This window comes from Cycloclasticus pugetii PS-1 (genome assembly GCF_000384415.1).
Taxonomy (GTDB): Bacteria; Pseudomonadota; Gammaproteobacteria; order Methylococcales; family Cycloclasticaceae; genus Cycloclasticus; species Cycloclasticus pugetii.
In genome coordinates this window covers 1,819,355-1,845,018 of record NZ_ARVU01000001.1, presented here as the reverse complement: position 1 = coordinate 1,845,018, position 25,664 = coordinate 1,819,355, and the positions used below count along the sequence as shown (strand labels likewise).

28 protein-coding genes, 5 tRNA genes and 1 other annotated feature are annotated in these 25,664 nt (G+C 40.6%); all 33 genes read left to right on the top strand.

Annotation, left to right across the window (positions count from 1 at the left end):
* The first annotated feature begins 15 nt into the window (after nt 1–15).
* Nucleotides 16–90, top strand: a tRNA-Gln gene (locus tag CYCPU_RS0108995).
* A 43-nt stretch (nt 91–133) separates the two neighbouring features.
* Nucleotides 134–1,087, top strand: coding sequence for a ribose-phosphate diphosphokinase (locus CYCPU_RS0108990; protein ID WP_015006535.1), 954 nt, complete (start codon nt 134–136; stop codon nt 1,085–1,087).
* 59 nt (nt 1,088–1,146) lie between these two features.
* On the top strand, nt 1,147–1,797 hold the full coding sequence (locus tag CYCPU_RS0108985; protein ID WP_016390630.1) for a 50S ribosomal protein L25/general stress protein Ctc: 651 nt from the start codon (nt 1,147–1,149) through the stop codon (nt 1,795–1,797).
* A gap of 3 nt (nt 1,798–1,800) precedes the next feature.
* Nucleotides 1,801–2,370 (top strand): aminoacyl-tRNA hydrolase, encoded by a 570-nt coding sequence (gene pth / locus CYCPU_RS0108980; RefSeq protein WP_020162522.1) that lies wholly within the window; start codon nt 1,801–1,803, stop codon nt 2,368–2,370.
* Between the two features lie 71 nt (nt 2,371–2,441).
* A tRNA-Tyr gene (locus CYCPU_RS0108975) sits at nt 2,442–2,526 on the top strand.
* A gap of 23 nt (nt 2,527–2,549) precedes the next feature.
* Nucleotides 2,550–2,623 (top strand) — tRNA-Gly (locus tag CYCPU_RS0108970).
* A gap of 16 nt (nt 2,624–2,639) precedes the next feature.
* Nucleotides 2,640–2,714 (top strand) — tRNA-Thr (locus tag CYCPU_RS0108965).
* A 69-nt stretch (nt 2,715–2,783) separates the two neighbouring features.
* Nucleotides 2,784–3,974 carry an elongation factor Tu gene (tuf, locus tag CYCPU_RS0108960; protein WP_015006521.1) on the top strand — a complete coding sequence of 397 codons (1,191 nt, stop codon included), beginning with the start codon at nt 2,784–2,786 and terminating at the stop codon, nt 3,972–3,974.
* A gap of 30 nt (nt 3,975–4,004) precedes the next feature.
* Nucleotides 4,005–4,080 (top strand) — tRNA-Trp (locus CYCPU_RS0108955).
* 49 nt (nt 4,081–4,129) lie between these two features.
* Nucleotides 4,130–4,498: a preprotein translocase subunit SecE gene (gene secE, locus CYCPU_RS0108950; protein WP_020932174.1), complete on the top strand. Its 369-nt coding sequence runs from the start codon at nt 4,130–4,132 to the stop codon at nt 4,496–4,498.
* Between the two features lie 10 nt (nt 4,499–4,508).
* Complete coding sequence (nusG, locus tag CYCPU_RS0108945) at nt 4,509–5,042, top strand: transcription termination/antitermination protein NusG (protein ID WP_015006531.1); 534 nt, start codon at nt 4,509–4,511, stop codon at nt 5,040–5,042.
* 51 nt (nt 5,043–5,093) lie between these two features.
* Nucleotides 5,094–5,525 (top strand): 50S ribosomal protein L11, encoded by a 432-nt coding sequence (rplK, locus tag CYCPU_RS0108940; RefSeq protein WP_015006530.1) that lies wholly within the window; start codon nt 5,094–5,096, stop codon nt 5,523–5,525.
* Nucleotides 5,526–6,224, top strand: a complete 699-nt coding sequence (rplA, locus tag CYCPU_RS0108935) for a 50S ribosomal protein L1 (protein ID WP_015006529.1) — start codon at nt 5,526–5,528, stop codon at nt 6,222–6,224.
* A 33-nt stretch (nt 6,225–6,257) separates the two neighbouring features.
* Nucleotides 6,258–6,382: a sequence feature (ribosomal protein L10 leader region), on the top strand.
* 46 nt (nt 6,383–6,428) lie between these two features.
* Nucleotides 6,429–6,956 carry a 50S ribosomal protein L10 gene (rplJ, locus tag CYCPU_RS0108930; protein ID WP_015006528.1) on the top strand — a complete coding sequence of 176 codons (528 nt, stop codon included), beginning with the start codon at nt 6,429–6,431 and terminating at the stop codon, nt 6,954–6,956.
* A 43-nt stretch (nt 6,957–6,999) separates the two neighbouring features.
* Nucleotides 7,000–7,374 carry a 50S ribosomal protein L7/L12 gene (gene rplL / locus CYCPU_RS0108925; protein WP_015006527.1) on the top strand — a complete coding sequence of 125 codons (375 nt, stop codon included), beginning with the start codon at nt 7,000–7,002 and terminating at the stop codon, nt 7,372–7,374.
* A 150-nt stretch (nt 7,375–7,524) separates the two neighbouring features.
* Complete coding sequence (gene rpoB, locus CYCPU_RS0108920; protein WP_020162521.1) at nt 7,525–11,604, top strand: DNA-directed RNA polymerase subunit beta; 4,080 nt, start codon at nt 7,525–7,527, stop codon at nt 11,602–11,604.
* Nucleotides 11,605–11,660: 56 nt separating this feature from the next.
* Nucleotides 11,661–15,881 carry a DNA-directed RNA polymerase subunit beta' gene (gene rpoC / locus CYCPU_RS0108915; RefSeq protein ID WP_015006525.1) on the top strand — a complete coding sequence of 1,407 codons (4,221 nt, stop codon included), beginning with the start codon at nt 11,661–11,663 and terminating at the stop codon, nt 15,879–15,881.
* Nucleotides 15,882–16,125: 244 nt separating this feature from the next.
* Nucleotides 16,126–16,500 carry a 30S ribosomal protein S12 gene (gene rpsL / locus CYCPU_RS0108910; RefSeq protein ID WP_016391041.1) on the top strand — a complete coding sequence of 125 codons (375 nt, stop codon included), beginning with the start codon at nt 16,126–16,128 and terminating at the stop codon, nt 16,498–16,500.
* A 19-nt stretch (nt 16,501–16,519) separates the two neighbouring features.
* Nucleotides 16,520–16,990 carry a 30S ribosomal protein S7 gene (rpsG, locus tag CYCPU_RS0108905; protein ID WP_015006523.1) on the top strand — a complete coding sequence of 157 codons (471 nt, stop codon included), beginning with the start codon at nt 16,520–16,522 and terminating at the stop codon, nt 16,988–16,990.
* 28 nt (nt 16,991–17,018) lie between these two features.
* Complete coding sequence (gene fusA, locus CYCPU_RS0108900; protein ID WP_020162520.1) at nt 17,019–19,115, top strand: elongation factor G; 2,097 nt, start codon at nt 17,019–17,021, stop codon at nt 19,113–19,115.
* A gap of 25 nt (nt 19,116–19,140) precedes the next feature.
* Nucleotides 19,141–20,331 carry an elongation factor Tu gene (gene tuf / locus CYCPU_RS0108895; protein WP_015006521.1) on the top strand — a complete coding sequence of 397 codons (1,191 nt, stop codon included), beginning with the start codon at nt 19,141–19,143 and terminating at the stop codon, nt 20,329–20,331.
* Nucleotides 20,332–20,336: 5 nt separating this feature from the next.
* On the top strand, nt 20,337–20,648 hold the full coding sequence (rpsJ, locus tag CYCPU_RS0108890) for a 30S ribosomal protein S10 (protein ID WP_015006520.1): 312 nt from the start codon (nt 20,337–20,339) through the stop codon (nt 20,646–20,648).
* A gap of 34 nt (nt 20,649–20,682) precedes the next feature.
* Nucleotides 20,683–21,321, top strand: a complete 639-nt coding sequence (rplC, locus tag CYCPU_RS0108885; RefSeq protein WP_015006519.1) for a 50S ribosomal protein L3 — start codon at nt 20,683–20,685, stop codon at nt 21,319–21,321.
* An 8-nt stretch (nt 21,322–21,329) separates the two neighbouring features.
* On the top strand, nt 21,330–21,929 hold the full coding sequence (gene rplD / locus CYCPU_RS0108880) for a 50S ribosomal protein L4 (RefSeq protein ID WP_020162519.1): 600 nt from the start codon (nt 21,330–21,332) through the stop codon (nt 21,927–21,929).
* Nucleotides 21,926–22,219, top strand: coding sequence for a 50S ribosomal protein L23 (gene rplW / locus CYCPU_RS0108875; RefSeq protein ID WP_015006517.1), 294 nt, complete (start codon nt 21,926–21,928; stop codon nt 22,217–22,219). Before rplD ends, rplW begins: the two co-directional genes overlap by 4 nt.
* A 20-nt stretch (nt 22,220–22,239) precedes the next feature.
* Nucleotides 22,240–23,067, top strand: coding sequence for a 50S ribosomal protein L2 (gene rplB / locus CYCPU_RS0108870; RefSeq protein WP_016389917.1), 828 nt, complete (start codon nt 22,240–22,242; stop codon nt 23,065–23,067).
* 9 nt (nt 23,068–23,076) lie between these two features.
* On the top strand, nt 23,077–23,349 hold the full coding sequence (gene rpsS, locus CYCPU_RS0108865; RefSeq protein WP_015006515.1) for a 30S ribosomal protein S19: 273 nt from the start codon (nt 23,077–23,079) through the stop codon (nt 23,347–23,349).
* A 14-nt stretch (nt 23,350–23,363) separates the two neighbouring features.
* A complete protein-coding gene (rplV, locus tag CYCPU_RS0108860; protein ID WP_015006514.1) occupies nt 23,364–23,699 on the top strand; it encodes a 50S ribosomal protein L22 in 336 nt (111 codons plus the stop codon).
* A gap of 14 nt (nt 23,700–23,713) precedes the next feature.
* Nucleotides 23,714–24,391: a 30S ribosomal protein S3 gene (gene rpsC / locus CYCPU_RS0108855; RefSeq protein ID WP_016389918.1), complete on the top strand. Its 678-nt coding sequence runs from the start codon at nt 23,714–23,716 to the stop codon at nt 24,389–24,391.
* A gap of 9 nt (nt 24,392–24,400) precedes the next feature.
* Nucleotides 24,401–24,814 carry a 50S ribosomal protein L16 gene (gene rplP, locus CYCPU_RS0108850; RefSeq protein ID WP_015006512.1) on the top strand — a complete coding sequence of 138 codons (414 nt, stop codon included), beginning with the start codon at nt 24,401–24,403 and terminating at the stop codon, nt 24,812–24,814.
* Entirely contained in the window at nt 24,814–25,011 is a 198-nt protein-coding gene (gene rpmC, locus CYCPU_RS0108845) for a 50S ribosomal protein L29 (RefSeq protein ID WP_015006511.1), read from the top strand. The genes rplP and rpmC overlap by 1 nt, the downstream gene beginning before the upstream one ends.
* Nucleotides 25,008–25,268, top strand: coding sequence for a 30S ribosomal protein S17 (gene rpsQ / locus CYCPU_RS0108840; protein WP_015006510.1), 261 nt, complete (start codon nt 25,008–25,010; stop codon nt 25,266–25,268). Before rpmC ends, rpsQ begins: the two co-directional genes overlap by 4 nt.
* Before the next feature lie 19 nt (nt 25,269–25,287).
* Nucleotides 25,288–25,656 carry a 50S ribosomal protein L14 gene (rplN, locus tag CYCPU_RS0108835; RefSeq protein ID WP_015006509.1) on the top strand — a complete coding sequence of 123 codons (369 nt, stop codon included), beginning with the start codon at nt 25,288–25,290 and terminating at the stop codon, nt 25,654–25,656.
* Nucleotides 25,657–25,664: the final 8 nt, after the last annotated feature.

The following is a 25,664-nucleotide window of genomic DNA, read 5'->3' as shown; positions in this document are numbered from 1 at the left end:
TGCAGCCATAAAGTTTGGGGCGTGGCCAAGTGGTTAAGGCACGGGGTTTTGATCTCCGCATCCCAGGTTCGAATCCTGGCGCCCCAGCCATTCTTTATACTTATATCATTCAATACTTTAGTGGGAGTTCATAGTGCTAGATAATGGCATCATGGTGTTTACTGGTAACGCAAATATATCGTTAGCTAAAGATATCGTTCGTCATCTTAATATGAGGCTTGGCCGTGCCAGCGTTGAGATATTCAGCGATGGCGAAGTAATGGTTGAAATTGGCGAAAATGTTCGTGGTAAAGATGTGTTCATCATACAGCCAACATGCGCACCAACAAACAACCATGTGATGGAGTTATTGGTGATGATTGATGCGCTGAAAAGAGCTTGCGCAAATCGTATCACTGCGGTTATTCCATATTATGGCTATGCTAGACAGGATCGCCGCCCACGTTCAGCGCGGGTGCCTATAACGTCTAAATTAATAGCAAAAATGATTGATACTGCCGGTGCAGATCATGTACTAACTGTTGATTTGCATGCCGATCAGATCCAAGGTTTTTTTGATATCCCGGTTGATAACGTTTATGCGTCACCTCTTTTGTTGAGCGATATATGGAAGAGAAAAACAAAAGACCTAATGATTGTGTCGCCTGATGTCGGCGGTGTAGTAAGGGCAAGGGCTATTGCAAAACGCTTAGACGATGCAGATTTGGCAATAATAGATAAGCGTCGCCCAAAGGCTAATGTTTCGCAAGTGATGAATATTATTGGCGATGTAAGCGGCAGAGAATGCGTTATTGTTGATGATTTGGTGGATACAGCGGGTACCTTGTGTTTGGCTGCAAAGGCGCTAAAAGATAATGGCGCAATAAGTGTAAAGGCGTATTGTACGCACCCTGTGTTATCAGGAAAGGCAATAGAAAATATATCAGGTTCAGTGCTTGATGAATTGGTTGTTACAGATACAATTCCTTTAAGTGAAACAGCATTGGGTTGTGAAAAAATAAGACAATTGAGTATTGCTGAGATGCTGGCAGAAACAATTCGTCGAATGGTAGAAGGCGATTCAGTAAGTTCGCTATACGTAGATTAAAAAATGTGGCAAAATACGCTGTTTAGCGCAAATTAAATATTATTTTTGGAGAAAGTTAGATGAGTATCAGCTTTGAATTGGCGGCATCGATTCGTAATGACTTAGGTAAAGGTGCAACGCGTCGTTTACGCAAACAAGAAATGGTTCCAGCTGTAATTTATGGGGCGGGTGAAGAACCTGTTTCGATAACTTTGGGCCATAATCAATTAATGCATAGCACGGAAAATGAAGCCTTTTTCTCGCATATTTTATCTATTGATGTGGATGGAAAGAAAGAAAGCGTTATTATCAAAGCGTTACAGCGTCATCCTGCGAAAAATATTTTAATGCATGCGGATTTTATGCGTGTCAGCATGAAGGAAAAATTAAAAGTACATGTGCCTATTCACTTTATTGGTGAAGAAGAGGCTCCAGGCGCTAAACAGGGTGGTGTGGTAACGCATAGCCTAGTGGATGTTGAGATACAATGCTTACCTAATAATTTGCCTGAGTTTATAGAAGTGGATGTATCGGCTCTAGAAATTGGTGATAGTTTACACTTATCCGACATTAAGTTGGCCGATGGTCTAGAAATGGTTGCCTTGTTGCAAGGTGAAGACCACGATCTGCAGGTGGTTGCAATTCAGGCCAACAGAGCAGCAGAAGTAGACGAAGATGTTGAAGGTGCTGAATCAGCTGAAGGTGAGTCCGAAGAGGGTTCTGGCGAGTAATAAATGATTTCAGTAATAGTCGGTCTGGGCAATCCGGGCGATGAGTATAAAAAAACCCGACATAATGTCGGGTTTTTATTGTTAGATGCTTTGGCTCAAAGAGAAGGTGCGCACTTTAATTATGACGCTAAATTTAAAGCCGATGTGTCAAAGTGCGTAATTGGTAACAGCACGGTTAGGTTAATCAAGCCGCAAACATTTATGAATAAAAGTGGCTTGTCAGTATCGGCCTATGCAAAGTATTATTCTGTCCAGCCAGAAAATGTCATGATTGTGCATGATGAGTTAGACTTGGAGCCTGGCATAGTGCGATTGAAGAAAGGAGGGGGTCATGGCGGGCATAATGGTCTTCGAGATATAATCGCGCATTTATCATCCAAAGAGTTTTATAGGCTTAGACTTGGGGTGGGGCACCCAGGTGATCGTAATAAAGTTGTAAATTATGTATTAAAGGCGCCCAGTAAAGCGGATAATGTATTAATTGAGGCTGCAATGGATCGTGCGATTGAGAAAATACCGGGTATTTGTGCCGGTGAGATCCAGTCGGTAATGCAAAGTTTACATACAGACTAAAATCTTTTATTAAGAAGTATATTGGTTGTTGACAGCCAAAATTAAATCAAAGACAATAGTCGGCTAATTTCGGAGGGGTTCCCGAGCGGCCAAAGGGATCAGACTGTAAATCTGACGGCTCAGCCTTCGGAGGTTCGAATCCTCCCCCCTCCACCATTTTTGGTAGAGCCGAAATGACCGCGGGTGTAGTTCAATGGTAGAACGTCAGCCTTCCAAGCTGAACACGTGGGTTCGATTCCCATCACCCGCTCCATTGCGGCATGGGTCAAGCCCATATAGCTCAGGGGTAGAGCACTTCCTTGGTAAGGAAGAGGCCATCGGTTCAATTCCGATTATGGGCTCCAGTTGTATCTAGTTGTTAAGAAGTGATTGTGGTTTTTAATTTAAATTAATATTCGAATAAAAGGTGCGTAATGTCTAAAGAAAAATTTGAAAGAAATAAGCCCCATGTAAACGTAGGCACAATTGGCCACGTTGATCACGGAAAAACAACATTAACGGCTGCGTTAACGAAAGTTATGGCTGAAGCCATGGGTGGAGAAGTTAAAGCTTTTGATGAAATTGACAATGCACCAGAAGAACGTGAGCGTGGTATTACCATTGCAACATCACACGTTGAATATGAATCAAATACACGTCACTATGCTCACGTAGACTGTCCAGGTCACGCCGATTACGTTAAAAACATGATCACAGGTGCGGCGCAAATGGATGGTGCCATCCTAGTATGTTCAGCTGCAGACGGCCCTATGCCGCAAACACGTGAACATATCTTGTTATCACGTCAAGTGGGTGTTCCATACATCGTCGTATTCCTTAACAAAGCGGACATGGTTGACGATGAAGAGCTATTAGAACTAGTAGAAATGGAAGTACGTGAACTATTAGACATGTACGAATTCCCAGGTGATGACACACCAATCGTAACAGGTTCAGCACTTAAAGCCCTAGAAGGCGATACATCAGACATTGGTGTTCCATCAGTGCTTAAACTAGTTGAAGCGCTTGACTCATACATCCCATTACCAGAACGAGCTGTAGACGGCGACTTCATTATGCCAGTTGAAGACGTATTCTCAATCTCAGGTCGTGGAACAGTTGTAACCGGTCGTATTGAGCGCGGTGTTATCAACGTCGGTGAAGAAATTGAAATCGTTGGTATCAAAGACACGGTCACAACCACGTGTACCGGTGTTGAAATGTTCCGCAAATTATTAGATCAAGGTGAAGCTGGCGATAACGTTGGTATCTTACTACGTGGTACAAAACGTGAAGACGTAGAGCGTGGTCAAGTATTAGCTAAGCCTGGATCAATCACACCTCACACACACTTCGAAGCAGAAGTCTATGTGTTAGGTAAAGATGAAGGTGGTCGTCACACACCATTCTTCAACGGTTACCGTCCACAGTTCTACTTTAGAACGACAGACGTAACAGGTGCATGTGACTTACCAGAAGGTATCGAAATGGTGATGCCAGGTGATAACGTGCAAATGACCGTCAAATTAATCAACCCGATTGCCATGGAAGAAGGTTTACGTTTCGCTATTCGCGAAGGTGGCCGAACAGTTGGTGCCGGTGTTGTTGCTAAAATTATTGAGTAATAACATAATAAAATTTAATTCAATAAGTATAGGTCAGTAGCTCAATTGGCAGAGCAGCGGTCTCCAAAACCGCAGGTTGGGGGTTCGATTCCCTCCTGGCCTGCCATTTGGAAGGTGCTGACCTTTCTTACTTTGATCGAGAGAAATTAATCACTATGAATGCAGAAACAGATCAAGGCTCTGGTCAACTGGATGTAGCAAAATTAGCGTTAGCAGTTGTAGTTATAGTCGCGTCAATAGCTGGGTTTTATTATTACGCAGATGAGTCTTTGTTGTTTCGAGTAATAGGGTTGCTTGTTGCGTTATCTTTTGCAGTTGGTTTGGTGTATAGCACAGGCTTAGGGCAATCATTGTGGCAATTTGCTCAGGGCTCTAAAATTGAGCTTAAAAAGATTGTTTGGCCAACTAAAAAAGAAACCATGCAGACGACGTTAATTGTTGCAGTGATGGTTTTGTTTGTTGGAATTTTATTATGGATGTTTGATGGCCTGCTTATGTGGGGCATTGGCTATATAACAGGTTAAGGCTAATAATATGACGTTGCGTTGGTATGTGGTTCACGCTTATTCAAACTTTGAGCACAGAGTAAAAAGCTCATTGGAAGAGGCGATTGAACGTGAAGGTATGCAAGATAAGTTCGGTGAGATCTTAGTGCCAACTGAAGAAGTTGTAGAAATGCGTGAAGGTCAGCAAAAAAGAAGTGAGCGCAAGTTTTTTCCAGGCTATGTATTGGTTCAAATGGAACTAGATGATGATACTTGGCACTTGGTAAAAGACACAAATAAAGTATTAGGGTTTATTGGTGGTAAAAGTGATCGTCCAGCACCTATCTCAGAAGCTGAAGCAAATAAAATACTTAATAGAATACAAGAAGGTGTTGAGAAGCCACGACCTAAAGTACTCTTTGAAGTAGGTGAGGTTATTCGCATTAACGATGGGCCATTCAAAGACTTTAATGGTACAGTCGAAGAAGTCAATTATGATAAAAGCTCGTTACGCGCATCCGTATTGATCTTTGGTCGTGCCACACCGGTAGACTTAGAATTTGGTCAGGTCGAAAAGGTCTGATTGTTATTAACAGGGGAGCCGTAAGGCGTTTGACCCAATTAGGAGAGTAAGATGGCTAAAAAGATTGATGCCTATATTAAGTTACAGGTGAAAGCAGGTGAAGCAAATCCAAGTCCACCAGTGGGTCCAGCGTTGGGTCAGCACGGTGTAAATATCATGGAGTTTTGTAAGGCGTTTAATGCTAAAACCCAGAGTATGGAAAAAGGCTTGCCTATCCCTGTGGTTATTTCTGTTTTCGCTGATAAAAGCTTTACATTTATCACCAAGACACCTCCAGCTTCAATTTTATTAAAAAAAGCAGCCGGTATTCAAAAAGGTAGTGGTACACCAAATACTGTAAAAGTTGCAAAGGTGACACGTGAACAGCTTGAAGAAATTGCCAAAGTAAAAGATGCAGATATTACTGCAGCTGATATGGATGCTGCTGTAAGAACGATTGCGGGTAGTGCTCGTAGTATGGGTATTGATGTGGAGGGTGTGTAAATGGCTAAGCTAACCAAAAAAGCAAAACTAATTAAAGAGAAAGTTGAGCCCGGGAAAGCATATGATGCAAACAATGCGTTCTCAATTCTAAAAGAACTGGCCATCAGTAAATTTGAAGAATCAGTAGATGTAAGTGTCAATCTTGGCATTGATTCACGTAAATCTGAGCAAAATGTTAGAGGATCTACATTATTGCCAAATGGTACGGGTAAAGTTGTTCGCGTTGCAGTGTTTACTCAAGGTGCAAATGCTGAAGCTGCAACAGAAGCAGGTGCAGATGTTGTAGGTATGGATGATTTGGCTGCCCAAGTTAAAGCGGGCGAGATGGATTTTGATGTTGTGATTGCGTCACCTGATGCTATGCGTGTTGTTGGTACACTTGGGCAGATATTGGGCCCACGTGGTTTGATGCCTAACCCGAAAGTTGGAACAGTTACTGCAGATGTGGCAACCGCTGTAAGAAATGCTAAAGGTGGTCAAGTGCGTTATAGAACTGATAAAGCTGGCATTATCCATTGCAGTATAGGTAAAACAACGTTTAATGAAAATGCACTTAAAGAAAACATGGAAGCACTGTTGTCTGATTTGATCAAAGCTAAACCAGCTGCTGCTAAAGGTGTTTACTTAAAGAAAATTAGTGTGTCAACCACAATGGGCCCTGGCCTGATGGTTGATCAATCTAGCGTTTCTATTGGCTAGAAGCTTCGTTTTCGAAGCAAAACTTTGGATTGTTAAAATAATTAACAATCGTCAAAGACCGTAGGAGCAGATTTTGCTTAATTTCCTACGCAGGCGGTAAAGTCCTTAATTTTATTTTAAAGGATGGCCCCGTTAGGGTGCCCTTTTTGGGTTTTATAAACCGTAATAACTTAGGTTATTACATACAGTAGTCAGGAGGTATATATGCCACTAAATCTTGAGCAAAAACAAGCGGTAGTTGCTGAAGTGGCTGAGGTAGCTGCAAATGCATTTTCAGTGGTTGCAGCAGAATACCGTGGTTTGACTGTTGTTGAGATGACTGAGCTTCGTCAACAAGCTCGTGAATCTGGTGTGTATTTACGTGTGGTAAAAAACACGTTGGTACGAAAAGCAGTTGAAAATACAGATTTTGAATGTATTCAAGACGCTTTATCGGGCCCGCTAATTGTAGCGTTCTCGATGGAAGATCCAGGTTGTGCGGCTCGATTGGTGAAAACCTTTAGTAAAGACCATGCAAAGCTAGAAACAAAATTTGTTTCTGTCAGTGGCCAATTACTTGAGGCTTCAGAACTCGAACGACTATCTAAACTACCGACAAAAGACCAAGCAATCAGTATGTTGATGTCTGTGATGAAAGCACCTGTCGAGAAATTCGTCAGAACACTTGCTGAGCCACATGCGAAATTGGTTAGAACTGTCGATGCTGTCCGCGTTCAAAAGCAGGCTGCATAGGTATTATTTTTTCAAACAAATTTAAATTATAGGGGTTAAGACAATGGCTGTCTCCAAAGAAGATATTTTAGAAGCAATCTCAAACATGAGTGTAATGGACGTCGTAGAACTAGTTGAAGCGATGGAAGAAAAATTTGGTGTGTCTGCAGCGGCTGCTGTAGCGGCTGCACCAGCTGCGGGTGGCGAAGCGGCTGCCGTAGAAGAAAAAACTGAGTTTGACGTTATTATGACAAGCTTCGGTGATAACAAAGTTTCTGCTATTAAAGCGGTACGTGGTATCACTGGCCTAGGCTTGAAAGAAGCGAAAACATTAGTAGAAAGTGTTCCAGCTCCAGTTAAAGAAGCAGTGTCAAAAGATGAAGCTGAAGAAACAGTAAAACAACTTGAAGAAGCAGGTGCTGCTGCTGAAATTAAGTAATTCTTGTTGTTACTAAAAAGCTATAAAAGCTTTTAAAAGAATAGGGTCGGCAGTTGTTAACTGTCGGCCTATTTCCCGTTGTAGGGTATTAAGTTTCTAAATTGGAATGTAGTCTAAATTTAGAAGTAATTGATTAAAAAGGGTTTAAAAATGGCGTACTCATATACTGAGAAAAGACGTATTCGTAAAACATTTGGTCGACAAGAAGGTGCAATGGAAACGCCTTACTTGTTAGAAACACAAATTAGTTCTTACAAACGTTTTCTTCAATCCGAAGTTGCAAAAGCAGATGAACTTGACTCTGTTGGTCTTCACGCTGCGTTAGGTAGTGTGTTTCCAATAACTAGTCATACCGGTTATGCTGTTTTGGAATATGTGAGTTACCGGTTGGGTAAGCCCAAGTTTGATGTTAAAGAATGTCAATCACGTGGTGCTACATATGCATCACCATTAAGAGTACAGGTCAGGCTTGTCATTTATGATAAAGACTCTCCTGCTGGCTCTAAGCGCGTAAAAGATATACGTGAGCAAGAAGTTTATATGGGTGAATTACCCTTAATGACTGATAATGGTACGTTCGTTATTAATGGTACTGAACGCGTTATAGTGTCGCAGCTGCACCGCTCTCCTGGTGTGTTCTTTGATCATGACAAAGGTAAGACGCACTCATCTGGAAAATTACTTTTTTCTGCCCGTGTTATTCCATACCGTGGTTCTTGGTTAGACTTTGAATTCGATCATAAAGATATCGTATATGTACGTATCGATCGTCGTAGAAAATTGCCGGCCACTGTATTACTTAAAGCGTTAGAGTTTACTAACGATCAAATTATAGATATGTTCTTTGAAAAGAATGTATTTCACCTAAACAAAAATGGACTCACAATGGAACTCGTGCCTGAAAGGTTACGTGGTGAAATTGTTGGTTTTGATGTTAAGGTCAATGGTAAAACCCTTATTGAAGAAGGGCGTCGAGTAACAGCTAAACACATTCGTGACTTAAGCAAAGCTGGTGTTAAGCAAATTGATGTACCGAGTGAATACCTGATTGGAAAAATTATGGCTACGCCCATAGTTAACCAAGAAACAGGTGAGATTATTGTCGATCTGAATGAAGAGGTTACTGAAGATAATATCGACGATATTGTACATAGCGGTGCAACGACTATTGAGACACTGTATGTAAATGATCTTGATAAAGGTGCTTTTATCTCAAATACTTTGAAAATTGATTCAACCGTAGATCAGCTAGATGCCTTGGTTGAAATTTATCGTATGATGAGACCAGGTGAGCCACCAACGAAAGAATCAGCGCTAAAGTTATTCCAGAACTTGTTTTTCACATTAGACCGTTATGACATCTCAACAGTTGGGCGAATGAAATTTAATCTTCGTCTTGGCCGTGAAGAAATAACAGGTCCTGGCGTACTGAGTAACGAAGATATTATTGATGTACTTAAAGAGCTAATTAGTATCCGTAATGGTGAAGGCTCAGTTGATGATATTGACCACTTGGGTAACAGACGTATCCGCTCTGTTGGTGAGATGGTTGAGAACCAATTTAGAGTAGGTTTAGTTCGTGTTGAACGAGCTGTTAAAGAGCGCCTTTCAATTGCAGACTCTGAAGGTTTAATGCCTCAGGAAATCATTAATGCAAAACCTGTAGCGGCTGCGATTAAAGAATTTTTTGGCTCAAGCCAATTGTCGCAGTTTATGGACCAAAATAACCCGTTATCAGAAATCACACATAAACGTCGTGTTTCTGCTTTAGGCCCAGGTGGTTTAGCTCGTGAAAGAGCAGGTTTTGAGGTTCGAGATGTGCATGCAACTCATTACGGTCGAGTATGTCCTATTGAGACACCTGAGGGGCCAAATATTGGTTTGATCAACTCATTAGCTGTTTATGCGCGTACTAATGAGTACGGTTTCTTAGAAACTCCGTATAGAAAAGTTGTTGATGGACAATTAACTGATCAGGTTGACTTTTTATCAGCTATTGAAGAAGGTCGTTTCTATATCGCGCAGGCGAATGCTGAAATAGACGAAAATGGCCGGTTTGTAGAAGACATGGTGACATGTCGTCATGCAGAAGAGTTTGCCATTGCTACAGCTGATAAAATTGACTATATGGATGTATCACCAAAACAGATTGTATCTGTTGCGGCTTCTATTATTCCTTTCCTCGAGCATGATGATGCTAACCGTGCGTTGATGGGCTCTAATATGCAGCGTCAAGCAGTTCCAACCCTTAAGGCAGACAAGCCATTAGTAGGTACCGGTATGGAGCGTGCTGTTGCTGTTGACTCAGGGGTAACAATTGTTGCAGAGCGTGGTGGTGTGATCGATGACGTTGATGCGTCAAGAATTATCGTTCGTGTTAATGATGAAGAAACGTTAACAGGTGAATCGGGTGTAGATATTTACAATTGTACAAAATACACACGATCTAACCAAAACACCTGTATTAACCAACGTCCATTGGTTAAACCAGGGGACTTGATTGCTAAAGGTGATGTTCTTGCAGACGGTCCATCGACTGACATGGGTGAATTAGCGCTTGGTCAAAATATGATGGTCGCGTTTATGCCTTGGAATGGCTATAACTTTGAAGATTCGATTCTTATTTCTGAAAAAGTTGTTAAGGAAGATCGCCTGACTACCATTCATATTGAAGAAAAAGTCTGCGTTGCACGAGACACAAAATTAGGCTCTGAAGAAATTACAGCTGATATTCCAAATGTAGGTGAAGGTGCATTATCTAAGCTTGATGAATCTGGAATTGTATATATCGGTGCCGAAGTTAAAGGTGGCGACATTCTTGTCGGTAAAGTAACACCTAAAGGCGAAAGTCAGCTAACTGCTGAAGAAAAATTGTTAAGGGCGATCTTTGGTGAAAAAGCATCTGACGTAAAAGATACTTCATTACGCGTTCCTTCAAGCATGCAAGGTACTGTCATCGATGTAAAAGTATTTACACGTGATGGAGTTGATAAAGATGCACGTGCAATTGAAATTGAAGATGCAGAATTAGCCAGTGTTAAGAAAGACCTTGATGATCAATTAAGGATTGTTGAAGGTGATACATTTTTACGTGTTGAAAAGCTTATTTTAGACAAAGAGGCCGTTTCTGGACCACAGAAACTGAAAAAAGGCACTAAAGTTACGAAAGAATACCTATCTAGTATTTCTAATCATGATTGGTTAAAAATTAAATTCAAAGATGAAGGGCTTAATGTTCAACTTGAAGCGGTAGCTGAACAAATTGAACAGCAACGAATTGATCTTAATGAATTATTTGAAGAAAAGCGTAAGAAAATTACAATGGGTGATGACCTTCAGCCAGGTGTATTGAAAATGGTTAAGGTGTATCTAGCTGTTAAACGACGTATTCAACCGGGTGATAAAATGGCGGGTCGTCATGGTAACAAAGGTGTTATCTCAATGATTGTACCTGAAGAAGATATGCCATATATGGAAGATGGTACTCCTGTAGATGTTGTCCTAAACCCATTGGGTGTTCCTTCGCGGATGAACGTTGGACAGGTGCTAGAAACTCACTTAGGGTGGGCTGCTAAAGGTTTAGGTAATGAAATTGGTAAAATGCTTGAAGCAAAAGCCAATGTCGATAAAGTGCGTAAATTTTTAGACAAAGTATATAACACAAGTGGTCGTAAAGAAGATTTAGACTCATTTAGTGATGGTGAGATTCTCGAATTGGCTGAAAACTTAAAGGGCGGTGTTCCGATGGCTACGCCAGTGTTTGATGGTGCATCAGAAACAGAAGTTAAGCAAATGTTGAAACTTGGTGGACGTTCAGACACGGGTCAAGTGCAACTTTATGATGGCCGTACGGGTGAAGCGTTTGATAGAGAAACGACGGTAGGTTACATGTATATGCTAAAGCTTAATCACTTGGTTGACGATAAAATGCATGCTAGATCAACTGGACCTTATAGCTTAGTGACTCAGCAACCACTTGGTGGTAAAGCACAATTTGGAGGCCAACGCTTCGGTGAGATGGAAGTATGGGCACTAGAAGCTTACGGTGCAGCATATACTTTGCAGGAAATGCTAACAGTTAAGTCTGATGATGTTTCTGGACGTACACGAATGTACAAAAACATTGTGGATGGAAATCACACAATGGATCCAGGAATGCCAGAGTCATTTAACGTGTTAGTTAAAGAGATTAGAGCGCTGGGTATCAATATAGAGTTAGAACAAGATTAATTTCTTTTTCTATTAGCATTTAGCTGAACAAAAACTGATAACAAGGAGATACGGTCTTGAAAGATCTACTCAATTTTTTAAAGCAACAAAACCAAACTGAAGAGTTTGATGCCATTCGTATAGGTCTAGCTTCACCTGATATGATCAGATCATGGTCATATGGCGAGGTTAAAAAACCTGAAACGATTAATTACCGTACATTTAAACCAGAAAGAGATGGCCTTTTCTGTGCAAAAATTTTCGGCCCAGTTAATGATTATGAATGTCTGTGTGGTAAATATAAACGTCTAAAACATCGCGGTGTTATTTGCGAAAAGTGTGGTGTAGAAGTCACATTGTCTAAAGTAAGACGTGAACGTATGGGTCATATTGACCTTGCTTCTCCAGTAGCTCATATCTGGTTCCTTAAGTCGCTACCATCACGTATTGCCTTATTACTCAATATGACATTACGAGATATCGAGCGAGTATTGTATTTCGAATCATTTGTTGTTGTTGATCCGGGTTTAACTGCGCTTGAAGCCGGTACTCTGATGACAGAAGAAGAGCACTTAGATGCCCTTGAAGAGCATGGTGATGAATTTACAGCGCTGATGGGTGCGGAAGCGGTTGATGGGCTTTTGAAAGCCCTTGATTTGAACGCTGAAATGGAATCGTGTCGTACAGATATTAATGCAACTAAATCTGAAACAAAGATTAAAAAAATATCTAAGCGTCTAAAAGTTTTAGAGGCTCTGGTTGAATCTAAAAATAAACCAGAATGGATGATTTTAAGAGTGCTTCCTGTGCTTCCACCTGAATTAAGACCTTTGGTGCCATTAGATGGGGGCCGTTTTGCGACATCAGACTTAAATGACCTTTATCGCCGTGTTATTAACAGAAATAACCGTTTACATCGTCTATTAGACCTTAGTGCGCCAGACATCATTGTTCGCAATGAGAAGCGTATGCTTCAAGAATCTGTTGATGCATTGTTAGATAATGGTAGACGAGGCCGTGCTATTACAGGTACGAACCGTCGTCCGTTAAAATCTTTAGCTGATATGATTAAAGGTAAGCAAGGTCGTTTCCGCCAAAACTTACTAGGTAAACGTGTTGATTATTCTGGGCGTTCAGTCATTGTTGTTGGACCTACCTTAAAATTACATCAGTGTGGTTTACCTAAGAAAATGGCGCTTGAATTATTTAAGCCATTTATCTTTAACAAATTACAATTACGTGGTGAAGCAACAACCATTAAAGTAGCTAAGAAACAGGTTGAACGTGAAGGGCCAGAAGTCTGGGATATTCTTGCTGAAGTGATTCGTGAGCATCCTATCATGTTGAACCGTGCTCCTACACTTCACCGTCTTGGTATTCAAGCATTTGAACCAACCTTGATTGAAGGTAAAGCGATTCAATTACATCCGCTAGTTTGTTCTGCGTTTAACGCTGACTTTGACGGCGACCAAATGGCTGTCCACGTTCCCTTATCGATAGAGGCACAGTTAGAAGCCAGAACATTGATGATGTCGACAAACAATATCTTGTCTCCAGCAAACGGTGAGCCAGTGATTGTGCCTTCACAAGATGTTGTGTTGGGTTTGTACTACATGACACGCGAACGTATTAATGGTCTTGGTGAAGGCATGGCGTTCAGTGATGTAGAAGAAGCGGCACGTGCTATCCAGTCAGGCGTTGTTGGTCTTCATTCAAAGGTTAAAATTCGTATCGAAGAAATGCACACCGATGAAAACGGTGAAACCACAGTGACCAGACGTCTTGTTGAAACGACAACGGGTCGTGCTCAAGTATGGAATATAGTTCCAAAATCATTAGACTTTGATTTAGTTAATAAAGATTTAACTAAAAAAGCGATTATGCAGTTAATTGATGCGTCTTATCGCCAATTGGGTGATAAAGAAACGGTTATTTTCGCTGATCAGCTTATGTATCTTGGTTTCTCAAATGCTACTAAATCAGGGGTATCGTTTGGTATTAACGATATGGTTATCCCGGAAAGTAAAAGTAAATTAATCAAATCAGCGCAAAAAGAAGTTAAAGATGTTGAGAGTCAATATGCATCTGGACTTGTGACAAATGGCGAACGCTACAATAAAGTCATTGATATCTGGTCTCATACTAATGAGCAAGTTGCTAAGGCAATGATGGATAACTTAGGTAGCGACGATGTCGTTGATGCCAAAGGTGAAACAGTTAAGGAGAAATCATTTAATTCTGTTTACATGATGGCTGATTCTGGTGCTCGTGGTTCAGCAGCGCAGATTAGACAGCTTGCTGGTATGCGTGGCCTGATGGCTAAGCCAGATGGGTCAATTATTGAAACACCTATTACAGCTAACTTCAGAGAAGGTTTGAACGTTCTACAGTACTTCGTTTCTACACATGGTGCTCGTAAAGGTTTGGCTGACACGGCTTTAAAGACTGCGAATGCTGGTTACCTTACTCGTCGTTTGGTTGATGTGGCACAAGATATGGTCGTTTTAACAGATGATTGTGGTACTGAAAATGGCCTTGAAGTAACACCGCTAATTGAAGGTGGAGAGGTTGTTGAACCACTGGGTAATTTAATACTGGGTCGAGTTATCGCGCAAGATGTCATTAGCGCCGCAACTAATGAAATTATTGTTGAAAGGAATACACTAATTGACGAGGCATGGGTAGAACGTCTTGAAGAAATGGGTGTAGATAAGGTGATGGTCCGTTCTGCGATTAGTTGTGAAAATCGTAAGGGTATTTGTAAGATGTGTTACGGCCGCGATTTAGCCCGAGGACAATTAGTTAACCTAGGTGAAGCGGTAGGTGTGGTAGCAGCGCAGTCAATTGGTGAGCCTGGTACACAGCTTACTATGCGTACTTTCCATATTGGTGGTGCGGCGTCTAGTTCAGCTGCGATCAATAGTATTCAGATAAAATCTGAAGGTACACTAACGTTTAATGACAAGCTAAAAACAATTGAGAACAAAGAGAATAAACTGATTGTTATTTCTCGTTCCGGTGAGATCAGTGTTGTTGATGAATATGGTCGTACTCGTGAAAACTATAAGATACCTTATGGCTCTGAATTATCAGCTAAGGAAGGTGACACCTTATCAGCCGGCGCGGTCTTAGCAACATGGGATCCGCACACTCACCCTGTTATTACAGAGGTAAATGGTAAAGTTATCTTTACCGATTTTGTAGAAGGTGTATCTGTTCAACAACATTCGGATGAAATCACAGGCTTAACATCTTTAGTGGTGACAGATGCGAAACAGCGTGGAAGTAGCGGTAAAGATTTAAGACCTGCTATTACCTTGGTTGATGAGCAAGGTGAGCCGGTCTATATCCCTGGTACTACCATTGTTGCGCATTATGTTATGCCTGCAGGTGCTGTTGTTAATGTCACTGATGGAATGAGCGTAGAAAATGCTGATATTTTGGCGCGAATTCCACAAGAATCAAGTAAGACTCGTGATATTACCGGTGGTCTTCCTCGTGTGGCCGATCTATTTGAAGCTCGTAAAACAAAAGATCCGGCTATCTTAGCTGAAATGACTGGTACAGTAAGTTTTGGTAAAGAGACTAAAGGTAAACGTCGTTTAGTAGTCACTGATAAAGATGGTGAAACTAAAGAACTGCTTATACCAAAATGGAGACACATCACAGTATTTGAAGGTGAACACGTTGAGCAAGGTGAAACCATTGCTGAAGGTGAATTAACACCACATGATATTTTAAGATTGAGAGGGGTTTTTGAATTAGCGAGATACTTGGTAAATGAAATCCAAGATGTTTATCGTTTACAAGGCGTGAAGATTAACGATAAGCACATTGAAGTAATTATCAGGCAAATGTTAAGAAAAGTTGAAATTACGTCTGGTGGGGATAGTTCATTCATCAAAGGTGAGCAAGTTGAGAAGACTCGTTTCCTTGAAGTTAATGATCAACTAGAAGCAGAAGGTAAAGTACCTGCGACAGCTGATAATGTACTACTCGGTATTACAAAGGCATCCTTAGCGACTGAATCGTTTGTTTCTGCAGCATCTTTCCAAGAAACAACAAGAGTGCTAACAGATGCAGCTGTAAGAGGTACCAGAGATGACTTGCATGGTTTGAAGGAAAACGTCATTGTTGGTCGACTTATACCGGCTGGAACAGGCTTGGCTCATCACCTGGAACGCAGAAAAAATAAAGCAGCATCGATGAGCCCAGAGATTGTTGAAGAAGTGACTACAGCAGCAGCACATGACGAGGCAGAAGAGGCGTTGAAGCAAGCGCTTAACATGCAAGAATAATTAATTATTCTATTGTAGCGGGATTAAAGAATGCCAACCTGAACCATGGGTTGGCATTTTCTTATCTAAGAATAATTACGCACTCATTATGCTTGACAGATAAGTGATATCTGCCTAAAATTCCCGCTCTTCGGTAGATTGGATTTTTTTATATTTACTGAAATAACCTAAATAAGAATTTAAACGCACGTCATAGGATGTGTGGAAAATGTTTTGCACGAGTTTTTGGAGCTCTAAATTAGATATGACCACTATTAACCAACTAGTTCGTAAACCTAGAAAGCGTAAAGTAGAAAAAAGCAATGTGCCAGCACTAGAGGCTTGTCCTCAGAGACGGGGTGTTTGTACACGTGTTTATACAACAACACCAAAAAAACCAAACTCAGCGCTTCGTAAAGTAGCTCGTGTAAGGCTGACCAATGGCGCAGAAGTAACTAGCTATATTGGTGGTGAAGGCCATAACCTCCAAGAGCACTCGGTTGTACTTATTCGTGGTGGTCGTGTGAAAGATTTACCTGGTGTACGTTACCACGTAGTCCGAGGTAGCCTGGATACATCTGGTGTAGAAGCGCGTCGTAGAGGCCGTTCTAAATATGGTGCTAAGCGCCCTAAAAACTAATATTAAACGAGTTTAAATAATGTCTAGAAGAAAAAAAGCGATAAAGCGCGAAATCCTCCCAGATCCAAAGTTTGGTAATTTAGTGTTAGCAAAGTTTATGAATATGATCATGGTTGATGGTAAGAAATCAATCGCTGAGAAGATTGTTTATGGCGCTCTTGATACGATTGAAGGCAAGGGTCATGCGGAACCTGTTGATGCGCTTATTAAGGCGTTAGAGAAAGTTCAGCCTGCAGTTGAGGTTAAGTCTCGTCGTGTAGGTGGTGCTACTTACCAAGTGCCCGTAGAAGTACGTCCAAATCGTAGAATGGGTTTGTCAATGCGTTGGATGATAGATGCTTCTCGTAAACGTAGTGAGCGATCTATGTCTGCTAGATTAGCAGGTGAAGTTATTGATGCTTTAGAAAGTAGAGGATCTGCATTTAAAAAACGTGAAGATACTCACCGTATGGCTGAGGCGAACAAAGCATTCTCTCACTTCCGCTGGTAATTATATTTAGAATAATTTAGGAATAAAGATGCCTCGCAGTACTCCAATTGAGCGTTATCGGAATATAGGCATCATGGCTCATATTGATGCTGGTAAGACAACAACAACAGAGCGTGTTTTGTTTTATACGGGTGTGTCGCATAAAATGGGTGAGGTTCATGATGGTTCAGCTACCATGGACTGGATGGAACAAGAACAAGAACGTGGTATAACGATAACTTCAGCGGCCACCACATGTTTCTGGTCTGGGATGGATAAGCAGTATGATACGCATCGTATCAACATTATCGATACACCAGGGCATGTTGACTTTACCATTGAAGTTGAGCGCTCGTTAAGAGTTTTAGATGGAGCATGTGCTGTTTTCTGTGCTGTTGGTGGTGTTGAGCCGCAATCGGAAACGGTCTGGCGGCAAGCAGATAAATACAGAGTGCCTCGTATAGCGTTTGTGAATAAAATGGATCGGGCTGGCGCAAATTTTATGCGTGTGGTCGATCAATTAAAAGTTCGATTAGGTTGTAATGCAGTGCCTTTGCAATATGCAATTGGTGCTGAAGATGCTTTCAAAGGCGTTGTAGACTTAATAAGTATGCAAGCGATCTATTGGAATGAAAGTGATAAGGGTGTTTCACATGTAACAGGTGAAATACCTGAAGAAATAAAAGATGAATGTGAAGCGCTTCGTGAACAGTTAGTTGAAGCAGCAGCTGAAGGTAATGATGAGTTAATGGAGCTGTATCTTAACTCTGGCGAGTTATCTAAAGAAGAAATTAAGCTTGGACTGCGTTTACGAACTCTCAATAATGAGTTAGTGCTTGTATTATGTGGAAGTGCATTTAAAAACAAAGGCGTACAAGCAATGCTGGATGCGGTTGTGGATTTTTTACCATCACCGATAGATGTGCCGGCTATTTCCTCAGTAGTATCTGAGGGTGAAGAGCCAGAAATAAGAAGTGCTGATGATGACTCACCATTTTCAGCATTAGCATTTAAAATTTTAACGGATTCATTTGTTGGAACGTTAACATTTTTTAGAGTGTACTCAGGTGTGTTAAAAGCAGGTGATACTGTTTATAACCCACTTAAAAATAAGAAAGAGCGTATTGGTCGATTGGTGCAAATGCATTCGAATGATAGGCAAGAAGTTAAAGAAGTATATGCTGGTGATATAGCGGCAGCAATTGGACTAAAAGATGTTACTACTGGTGATACTTTATGTTCAATTAATGCACCCATTACACTTGAGCGTATGGAGTTTCCGGATCCCGTGATTTCAATTGCGGTAGAGCCTAAAACCATACAAGATCAAGATAAAATGGCAGTTGCATTGGGAAAGCTTGCACAAGAAGATCCATCATTTAAAGTGCATACTGATGAAGAGTCAGGGCAAACAATTATTTCTGGAATGGGTGAGCTTCATCTTGAGATAATCGTTGATCGTATGCTCAGAGAATTTAATGTGGTAGCCAATGTTGGAACACCACAAGTTGCTTACCGTGAGACTATCCGTCAAGTCGTGAAGCAAGAAGGCAAGTTTGTAAGGCAGTCTGGTGGTAAGGGTCAATATGGCCATGTATGGTTGAAGATTGAGCCACTAGAAGATCAAGAGTTTGAGTTTGTAAATGCGATTGTCGGTGGTTCAGTACCAAGCGAATATATTGGTGCGGTCGAGGCTGGTGTCAAAGAACAAATGAAAAATGGGGTTTTAGCAGGGTACCCCATGATAAATATTAGAGTTACTTTGTACGATGGTTCGTATCATGATGTTGACTCAAATGAAATGGCGTTTAAAATAGCCGGCTCACTTGGTTTTAAAGATGGCGCAGCAAAAGCAGATCCTAAAGTGCTAGAGCCAATGATGAAAGTAGAAGTGGTTACACCAGAAGAGTACATGGGTCACGTAGTTGGAGATTTAAATAAGCGTAGGGGGGTTATTCATGGTATGGATGATTGTCCTGCTGGAAAGATGGTTGATGCAGATGTGCCGCTTGCCGAGATGTTTGGTTATGCAACAGACCTTAGGTCTGCAACGCAAGGTAGGGCTACATACAGCATGATGTTTGATAGTTATGCTGAAGTGCCTAAAGCGTTAGAAGAAAAGATTAAAAGCAGAATTTTTTATTAATATTAAGTAATGACGGGTATTTACAATGTCTAAAGAAAAATTTGAAAGAAATAAGCCCCATGTAAACGTAGGCACAATTGGCCACGTTGATCACGGAAAAACAACATTAACGGCTGCGTTAACGAAAGTTATGGCTGAAGCCATGGGTGGAGAAGTTAAAGCCTTTGATGAAATTGACAATGCACCAGAAGAACGTGAGCGTGGTATTACCATTGCAACATCACACGTTGAATATGAATCAAATACACGTCACTATGCTCACGTAGACTGTCCAGGTCACGCCGATTACGTTAAAAACATGATCACAGGTGCGGCGCAAATGGATGGTGCCATCCTAGTATGTTCAGCTGCAGACGGCCCTATGCCGCAAACACGTGAACATATCTTGTTATCACGTCAAGTGGGTGTTCCATACATCGTCGTATTCCTTAACAAAGCGGACATGGTTGACGATGAAGAGCTATTAGAACTAGTAGAAATGGAAGTACGTGAACTATTAGACATGTACGAATTCCCAGGTGATGACACACCAATCGTAACAGGTTCAGCACTTAAAGCCCTAGAAGGCGATACATCAGACATTGGTGTTCCATCAGTGCTTAAACTAGTTGAAGCGCTTGACTCATACATCCCATTACCAGAACGAGCTGTAGACGGCGACTTCATTATGCCAGTTGAAGACGTATTCTCAATCTCAGGTCGTGGAACAGTTGTAACCGGTCGTATTGAGCGCGGTGTTATCAACGTCGGTGAAGAAATTGAAATCGTTGGTATCAAAGACACGGTCACAACCACGTGTACCGGTGTTGAAATGTTCCGCAAATTATTAGATCAAGGTGAAGCTGGCGATAACGTTGGTATCTTACTACGTGGTACAAAACGTGAAGACGTAGAGCGTGGTCAAGTATTAGCTAAGCCTGGATCAATCACACCTCACACACACTTCGAAGCAGAAGTCTATGTGTTAGGTAAAGATGAAGGTGGTCGTCACACACCATTCTTCAACGGTTACCGTCCACAGTTCTACTTTAGAACGACAGACGTAACAGGTGCATGTGACTTACCAGAAGGTATCGAAATGGTGATGCCAGGTGATAACGTGCAAATGACCGTCAAATTAATCAACCCGATTGCCATGGAAGAAGGTTTACGTTTCGCTATTCGCGAAGGTGGCCGAACAGTTGGTGCCGGTGTTGTTGCTAAAATTATTGAGTAATTGAAATGTCAAAACAATCCATAAGAATTCGTTTAAAAGGCTTTGATCACCGTTTAATAGATCATGCGGCACGTGAAATAGTTGAGACTGCGAAACGTACAGGCGCTCAAGTAATGGGTCCTATTCCTTTACCAACAAAAAAAGAACGTTTTACAGTGCTTATTTCTCCGCATGTTAATAAAGATGCAAGGGATCAATATGAGCTTCGTACGCATAAACGTATGATGGATATTGTTGAGCCGACTGATAAAACTGTTGATGCGCTGATGAAGCTAGACTTATCAGCTGGTGTTGATGTTCAAATTAAACTGAATTAAATCAGTTTTAAATATATAAAATAAAGGATAAATCATGTCTTTAGGTTTAGTAGGCCGTAAATGCGGAATGACAAGATTGTTTACAGAAGAAGGTGAGTCAATTCCTGTTTCTGTAGTACAAATTTTGCCAAATCGTGTTACACGTGTTTTAAATGAACAATCCGATGGTTATTCTGCAGTGCAGGTAACAACGGGTGATGTAAAGAACTCTCGAGTTAATAAAGCTGAGGCGGGCCAGTTCAAAAAAGCTGGTGTTGAAGCGGGAAGAGGTTTATGGGAGTTTAGACTTGAAGAAGACTCTGACCTTGAAGTAGGTTCTGATTTATCACTTGATATATTTGAAGCTGGTCAAAAAATTGATGTGCGTGGCAAAAGTATTGGTAAAGGATATGCGGGTGTTATCAAACGCTATAATTTCCAAATGCAAGATGCTACACACGGTAACTCTTTATCACATCGTGCGCCTGGATCAATTGGGCAATGTCAAACACCAGGTCGTGTTTTAAAGGGTAAAAAAATGTCAGGTCACATGGGTGACGAAAGAGTGACTACTCAAAACCTTGAAATCGTAAAAATTGATACAGACAAGTCTGTGGTATTAATTAAAGGTGCGATACCGGGTTCAAAGAATAGTGACATTGTTATTACACCTGCTATTAAAACAAATAAATAGGCAAAATTATGAATATTCAAACGCCTGTCGTAGGTAAAGATGTTTCTGAAGCGGTCTTTGGCCAAGAATATAACGAGGGGATAATTCATCAACTTGTTGTTACTTATATGGCGAATGCTAGAGCAGGAACACGTGCGCAAAAAACTCGATCAGAAGTAAGCGGTGGTGGTATCAAGCCATGGAAACAAAAAGGAACTGGTCGTGCTCGTGCAGGAACAATCAGAAGTCCTATTTGGAGAACTGGTGGTGTAACGTTTGCAGCTAAACCTCAAGATCACAGCAAAAAATTAAATAAAAAAATGTACGCTGTTGGTATGAAGTCAATTTTATCTGAGCTTATCCGTCAAGATAGATTGGTAGTTGTTGATGAGCTAAGTATTGAAGAACCTAAAACAAAATTATTAAATGCTAAATTGGCTGAAAATGGCCTAAGTAATGTTTTAATCGTTTTAGCGGCTGAAGACGTTAATTTGCAATTAGCTAGTAGAAACGTACAAAAAGTTGATGTTTGTACTGCTTATGAAATTGATCCTGTTTCTTTACTAGCATATGAAAAAGTTTGTATAACAGCTGATGCAATTGCATTAGTAGAGGAGCGCTTAAAATGAATCAGGAATTCTTATTGCAGTTAATTACTGCGCCTGTTGTTACGGAAAAAAGCTCTATTGCTGCTGACCTTAATAATCAATATGTCTTTAAGGTTGATAGCAGTGCTAATAAAGCTGATATCAAAGCTGCCGTTGAAAAACTATTTAGTGTAGATGTTGAGTCTGTAAAAACATTGAATGTAAAAGGAAAAGTTAAACGCTTTGGTAAAGGTTTTGGTAAAAGATCAGATGTAAAAAAAGCGTATGTTCGTATTAAATCTGGGCAAGAAATAGAATTTGTTTCTGCCTAACTGGAAGATAAATTAATCTTATGGCTATTGTAAAATCAAAACCAACTTCACCAGGCTCACGCTTTGTAATTAGAGTAAAAAATGCTGAGCTTAGTAAGTCTGCACCACATGGGCCGCTTTTAGCTAAAAAAAGCAAGTCAGGCGGGCGCAATAATAACGGAAGGATCACTACAAGACATCGTGGTGGAGGTCACAAGCAACATTATCGTATTATCGATTTCAAAAGAAACAAATTCGATGTACCTGGTAAGGTAGAAAGTCTGCAATATGACCCAAATAGATCTGCCAATATTGCGCTGATACTATATAATGACGGCGAAAGACGATACATCATTGCACCAAAAAACTTAAATGTTGGTGATGAAGTGATTTCTTCTGAAGTAGCCCCAATTACAGTAGGCAATTGTTTACCAATGAGGAATATACCTGTTGGTACACAAGTACACTGTGTTGAGTTAAAACCAAATAAAGGTGCCCAAATAGCACGTAGTGCAGGTGCTGTTGTGCAAATTGTTGCGAGAGATGGTGACCATGTTACGTTAAGGTTACGTTCTGGCGAAATGCGCAAGGTTTTATCTGGTTGTCGAGCAGTTATCGGAGAAGTTGGTAATTCTGAGCATAGCTTGATTTCCCTTGGTAAAGCCGGGGCAAAACGTTGGAGAGGTGTTAGACCAACTGTACGTGGTGTTGCTATGAACCCTGTTGATCACCCGCATGGTGGTGGTGAAGGTCGTACTTCTGGTGGTCGCCACCCGGTATCTCCATGGGGTATGCCAACAAAGGGTTATAAGACGCGTAAAAATAAGCGTACTGATAAATTAATAGTTAGAAATAGAACAAAACGTTAAGGATATATTGTGCCAAGATCCATAAAAAAAGGCCCTTTTGTTGATCTTCATTTAATGAAGAAAGTAGAAGCAGCCGCAGAAAGTAATAATCGTAGACCAATTAAAACTTGGTCTAGACGTTCAATGATCTCGCCAACTATGGTTGGTTTGACGATAGCTATTCACAACGGAAGACAGCATATGCCGGTATTGATTACCGAAAATATGGTTGGCCACAAATTAGGTGAGTTCGCGTTAACGCGTACATACCGTGGTCATGTTGTTGACAAAAAATCCAGATAAACATTGGTGCAGTGATGGAAGTTAAAGCTAAATTAAAAAACGCTAATTTTTCAGCCCAAAAAGGCCGATTAGTTGCAAATCAAATCAGAGGCATGGATGTTGAGAGTGCTTTGAATTTATTGGGTTTTAGTACACGTAAAGCAGCAGATAGTTTCAAGAAACTTCTTAATTCTGCTATTGCTAATGCTGAACATAATGAAGGTGCTGATGTAGATGAGTTATATGTTTCAACAGTATTTGTTGATGAAGCACCTACTTACAAACGATTTAAAGCGCGTGCTAAAGGTCGTGGTAATAAAATTCTTAAAAGAAACTGCCATCTAACTATTGAAGTTAGTGATACTAAATAAAAGAGTAAATAAATATGGGTCAAAAAGTACATCCAACTGGTATACGCCTTGGTATAGTTAAAGATTGGAATTCGCGTTGGTATGCTAGTTCACAAGCGTATCCTGACATGTTAAAACAAGATTTAATTGCACGTGATTTCTTAAAAAAGAAATTAATGGCAGCTTCTGTAAGCAAAATCCAAATTAATCGTCCTGCGGGTAATGCACAAATTACAATACATACGGCTCGTCCTGGTATTGTTATTGGTAAAAAAGGTGGTGATGTTGATTCGCTACGTGCGGAAGTAAGTAATATCATGGGTGTGCCTGTCCAGATAAACGTCGAGGAAATTCGTAAGCCTGAACTGGATGCTCTTTTAGTAGCTGAAAGTGTTGCGCAACAGCTTGAGCGTCGAATTATGTTCAGACGTGCAATGAAAAGAGCGGTTACTAACACCATGCGATTAGGTGCTGAAGGTATCAAAATTAAAGTAAGTGGACGTTTGAACGGTGCAGATATTGCTCGTAACGAATGGTACAGAGAAGGACGTGTTCCACTACATACACTTCGTGCTGATATTGATTATGGATTTACTGAAGCACTAACTACATATGGTATTTTAGGTATCAAAGTGTGGATCTTCAAAGGTGAAGTTTTTGACGAAAAGTCTGCCCTACCAATCTTAGGTAATAAGGAAGCGACGGGAGAATAGGTAAGCGATATGTTACAACCAAAAAAAACTAAATTTAGAAAAGCACATAAAAACAGAAACACTGGACTTGCACATCGTGGTAGTAGTGTTAGTTTTGGTGAATTTGGCTTGAAATCTATTGAACGCGGTAGAATGACTGCGCGTCAAATTGAAGCTGGTCGTCGTACTATTACACGTCATATTAAGCGTGGTGGTAAGGTTTGGATCCGCGTGTTCCCAGATAAACCAATTACAAAAAAACCTCTTGAAGTACGTATGGGTAAGGGTAAAGGTAGTGTTGAATTCTGGGTTGCGCAAATCAAACCAGGAACTATGTTATTTGAATTGCAGGGTGTATCAAAAGAGTTAGCAGTTGAGGCCTTTGATTTAGCTGCTGCAAAACTCCCTTTTAAAACAAAATTTGCTGAACGGACAATAATGTAATGAAGGCATCAGAATTAAGAGAAAAAACAGTTCAGGAGCTTAACGAATTATTGCTTGAATTAAGAAAAGAGCAATTTAATTTACGTATGCAAAATGCTACTGGTCAATTAAATCAAGTTCATCAATTTGGTGAAGTACGTGGTGATATTGCTCGTATTAAAACTATTTTGAATGATCAAGCAGGTGAATCTAAATGAGTGCAAAAGAGCAGACTCTAAGAACTATATCTGGTGTTGTGACAAGCAATAAAGGTGATAAAAGCATCACTGTAAAAGTCACTCGTCAAGTTAAACATCCTTTGTATGGCAAGGTGATTAAACGATCAACTAAATATAATGCTCATGACGAAAGTAACGAATGCTCTGAAGGCGATATCGTTTCTTTAGTTTCTTGTCGACCTGTTTCAAAGTCGAAATCATGGAAACTTCATGAAATCATTGAAAAAACTAAATAGAGTGAGTGGGAGTTAAGTAATGATTCAGATGCAGACAAGACTTGATGTGGCAGACAACAGCGGTGCCCGCAATGTTATGTGTATTAAAGTACTAGGTGGTTCTCATAAACGCTATGCTAAAATTGGTGACATCATCAAAGTCAGCATTAAAGATGCGATCCCACGTGGCAAAGTAAAAAAGGGTGATGTTCATAATGCAGTCGTCGTTAGAACAAGAAAAGCAATACGTCGTCCAGATGGTTCAGCTATTCGTTTTGATGGTAATGCGGCGGTGCTTTTAAATGCAAACTTGCAACCAATTGGAACTCGTATATTTGGCCCTGTTACTCGCGAATTAAGGAATGAAAAGTTTATGAAAATCATTTCTTTAGCGCCTGAAGTGATTTAACTGATTGA

Coding starts and splice junctions, on each gene's coding strand:
- rpsL (WP_016391041.1), top strand. CDS start 16,126: ATGACCACTATTAACCAACTAGTTCGTAAACCTAGAAAGCGTAAAGTA.
- rplC (WP_015006519.1), top strand. CDS start 20,683: ATGTCTTTAGGTTTAGTAGGCCGTAAATGCGGAATGACAAGATTGTTT.
- rpoB (WP_020162521.1), top strand. CDS start 7,525: ATGGCGTACTCATATACTGAGAAAAGACGTATTCGTAAAACATTTGGT.
- rplL (WP_015006527.1), top strand. CDS start 7,000: ATGGCTGTCTCCAAAGAAGATATTTTAGAAGCAATCTCAAACATGAGT.
- tuf (WP_015006521.1), top strand. CDS start 2,784: ATGTCTAAAGAAAAATTTGAAAGAAATAAGCCCCATGTAAACGTAGGC.
- rplV (WP_015006514.1), top strand. CDS start 23,364: ATGGAAGTTAAAGCTAAATTAAAAAACGCTAATTTTTCAGCCCAAAAA.
- rplP (WP_015006512.1), top strand. CDS start 24,401: ATGTTACAACCAAAAAAAACTAAATTTAGAAAAGCACATAAAAACAGA.
- rpsQ (WP_015006510.1), top strand. CDS start 25,008: ATGAGTGCAAAAGAGCAGACTCTAAGAACTATATCTGGTGTTGTGACA.
- secE (WP_020932174.1), top strand. CDS start 4,130: ATGAATGCAGAAACAGATCAAGGCTCTGGTCAACTGGATGTAGCAAAA.
- rplJ (WP_015006528.1), top strand. CDS start 6,429: ATGCCACTAAATCTTGAGCAAAAACAAGCGGTAGTTGCTGAAGTGGCT.
- pth (WP_020162522.1), top strand. CDS start 1,801: ATGATTTCAGTAATAGTCGGTCTGGGCAATCCGGGCGATGAGTATAAA.
- rplN (WP_015006509.1), top strand. CDS start 25,288: ATGATTCAGATGCAGACAAGACTTGATGTGGCAGACAACAGCGGTGCC.
- rplD (WP_020162519.1), top strand. CDS start 21,330: ATGAATATTCAAACGCCTGTCGTAGGTAAAGATGTTTCTGAAGCGGTC.
- tuf (WP_015006521.1), top strand. CDS start 19,141: ATGTCTAAAGAAAAATTTGAAAGAAATAAGCCCCATGTAAACGTAGGC.
- rplW (WP_015006517.1), top strand. CDS start 21,926: ATGAATCAGGAATTCTTATTGCAGTTAATTACTGCGCCTGTTGTTACG.
- rplK (WP_015006530.1), top strand. CDS start 5,094: ATGGCTAAAAAGATTGATGCCTATATTAAGTTACAGGTGAAAGCAGGT.
- rpmC (WP_015006511.1), top strand. CDS start 24,814: ATGAAGGCATCAGAATTAAGAGAAAAAACAGTTCAGGAGCTTAACGAA.
- rpsJ (WP_015006520.1), top strand. CDS start 20,337: ATGTCAAAACAATCCATAAGAATTCGTTTAAAAGGCTTTGATCACCGT.
- nusG (WP_015006531.1), top strand. CDS start 4,509: ATGACGTTGCGTTGGTATGTGGTTCACGCTTATTCAAACTTTGAGCAC.
- rpsG (WP_015006523.1), top strand. CDS start 16,520: ATGTCTAGAAGAAAAAAAGCGATAAAGCGCGAAATCCTCCCAGATCCA.
- rplA (WP_015006529.1), top strand. CDS start 5,526: ATGGCTAAGCTAACCAAAAAAGCAAAACTAATTAAAGAGAAAGTTGAG.
- fusA (WP_020162520.1), top strand. CDS start 17,019: ATGCCTCGCAGTACTCCAATTGAGCGTTATCGGAATATAGGCATCATG.
- CYCPU_RS0108985 (WP_016390630.1), top strand. CDS start 1,147: ATGAGTATCAGCTTTGAATTGGCGGCATCGATTCGTAATGACTTAGGT.
- rplB (WP_016389917.1), top strand. CDS start 22,240: ATGGCTATTGTAAAATCAAAACCAACTTCACCAGGCTCACGCTTTGTA.
- rpsC (WP_016389918.1), top strand. CDS start 23,714: ATGGGTCAAAAAGTACATCCAACTGGTATACGCCTTGGTATAGTTAAA.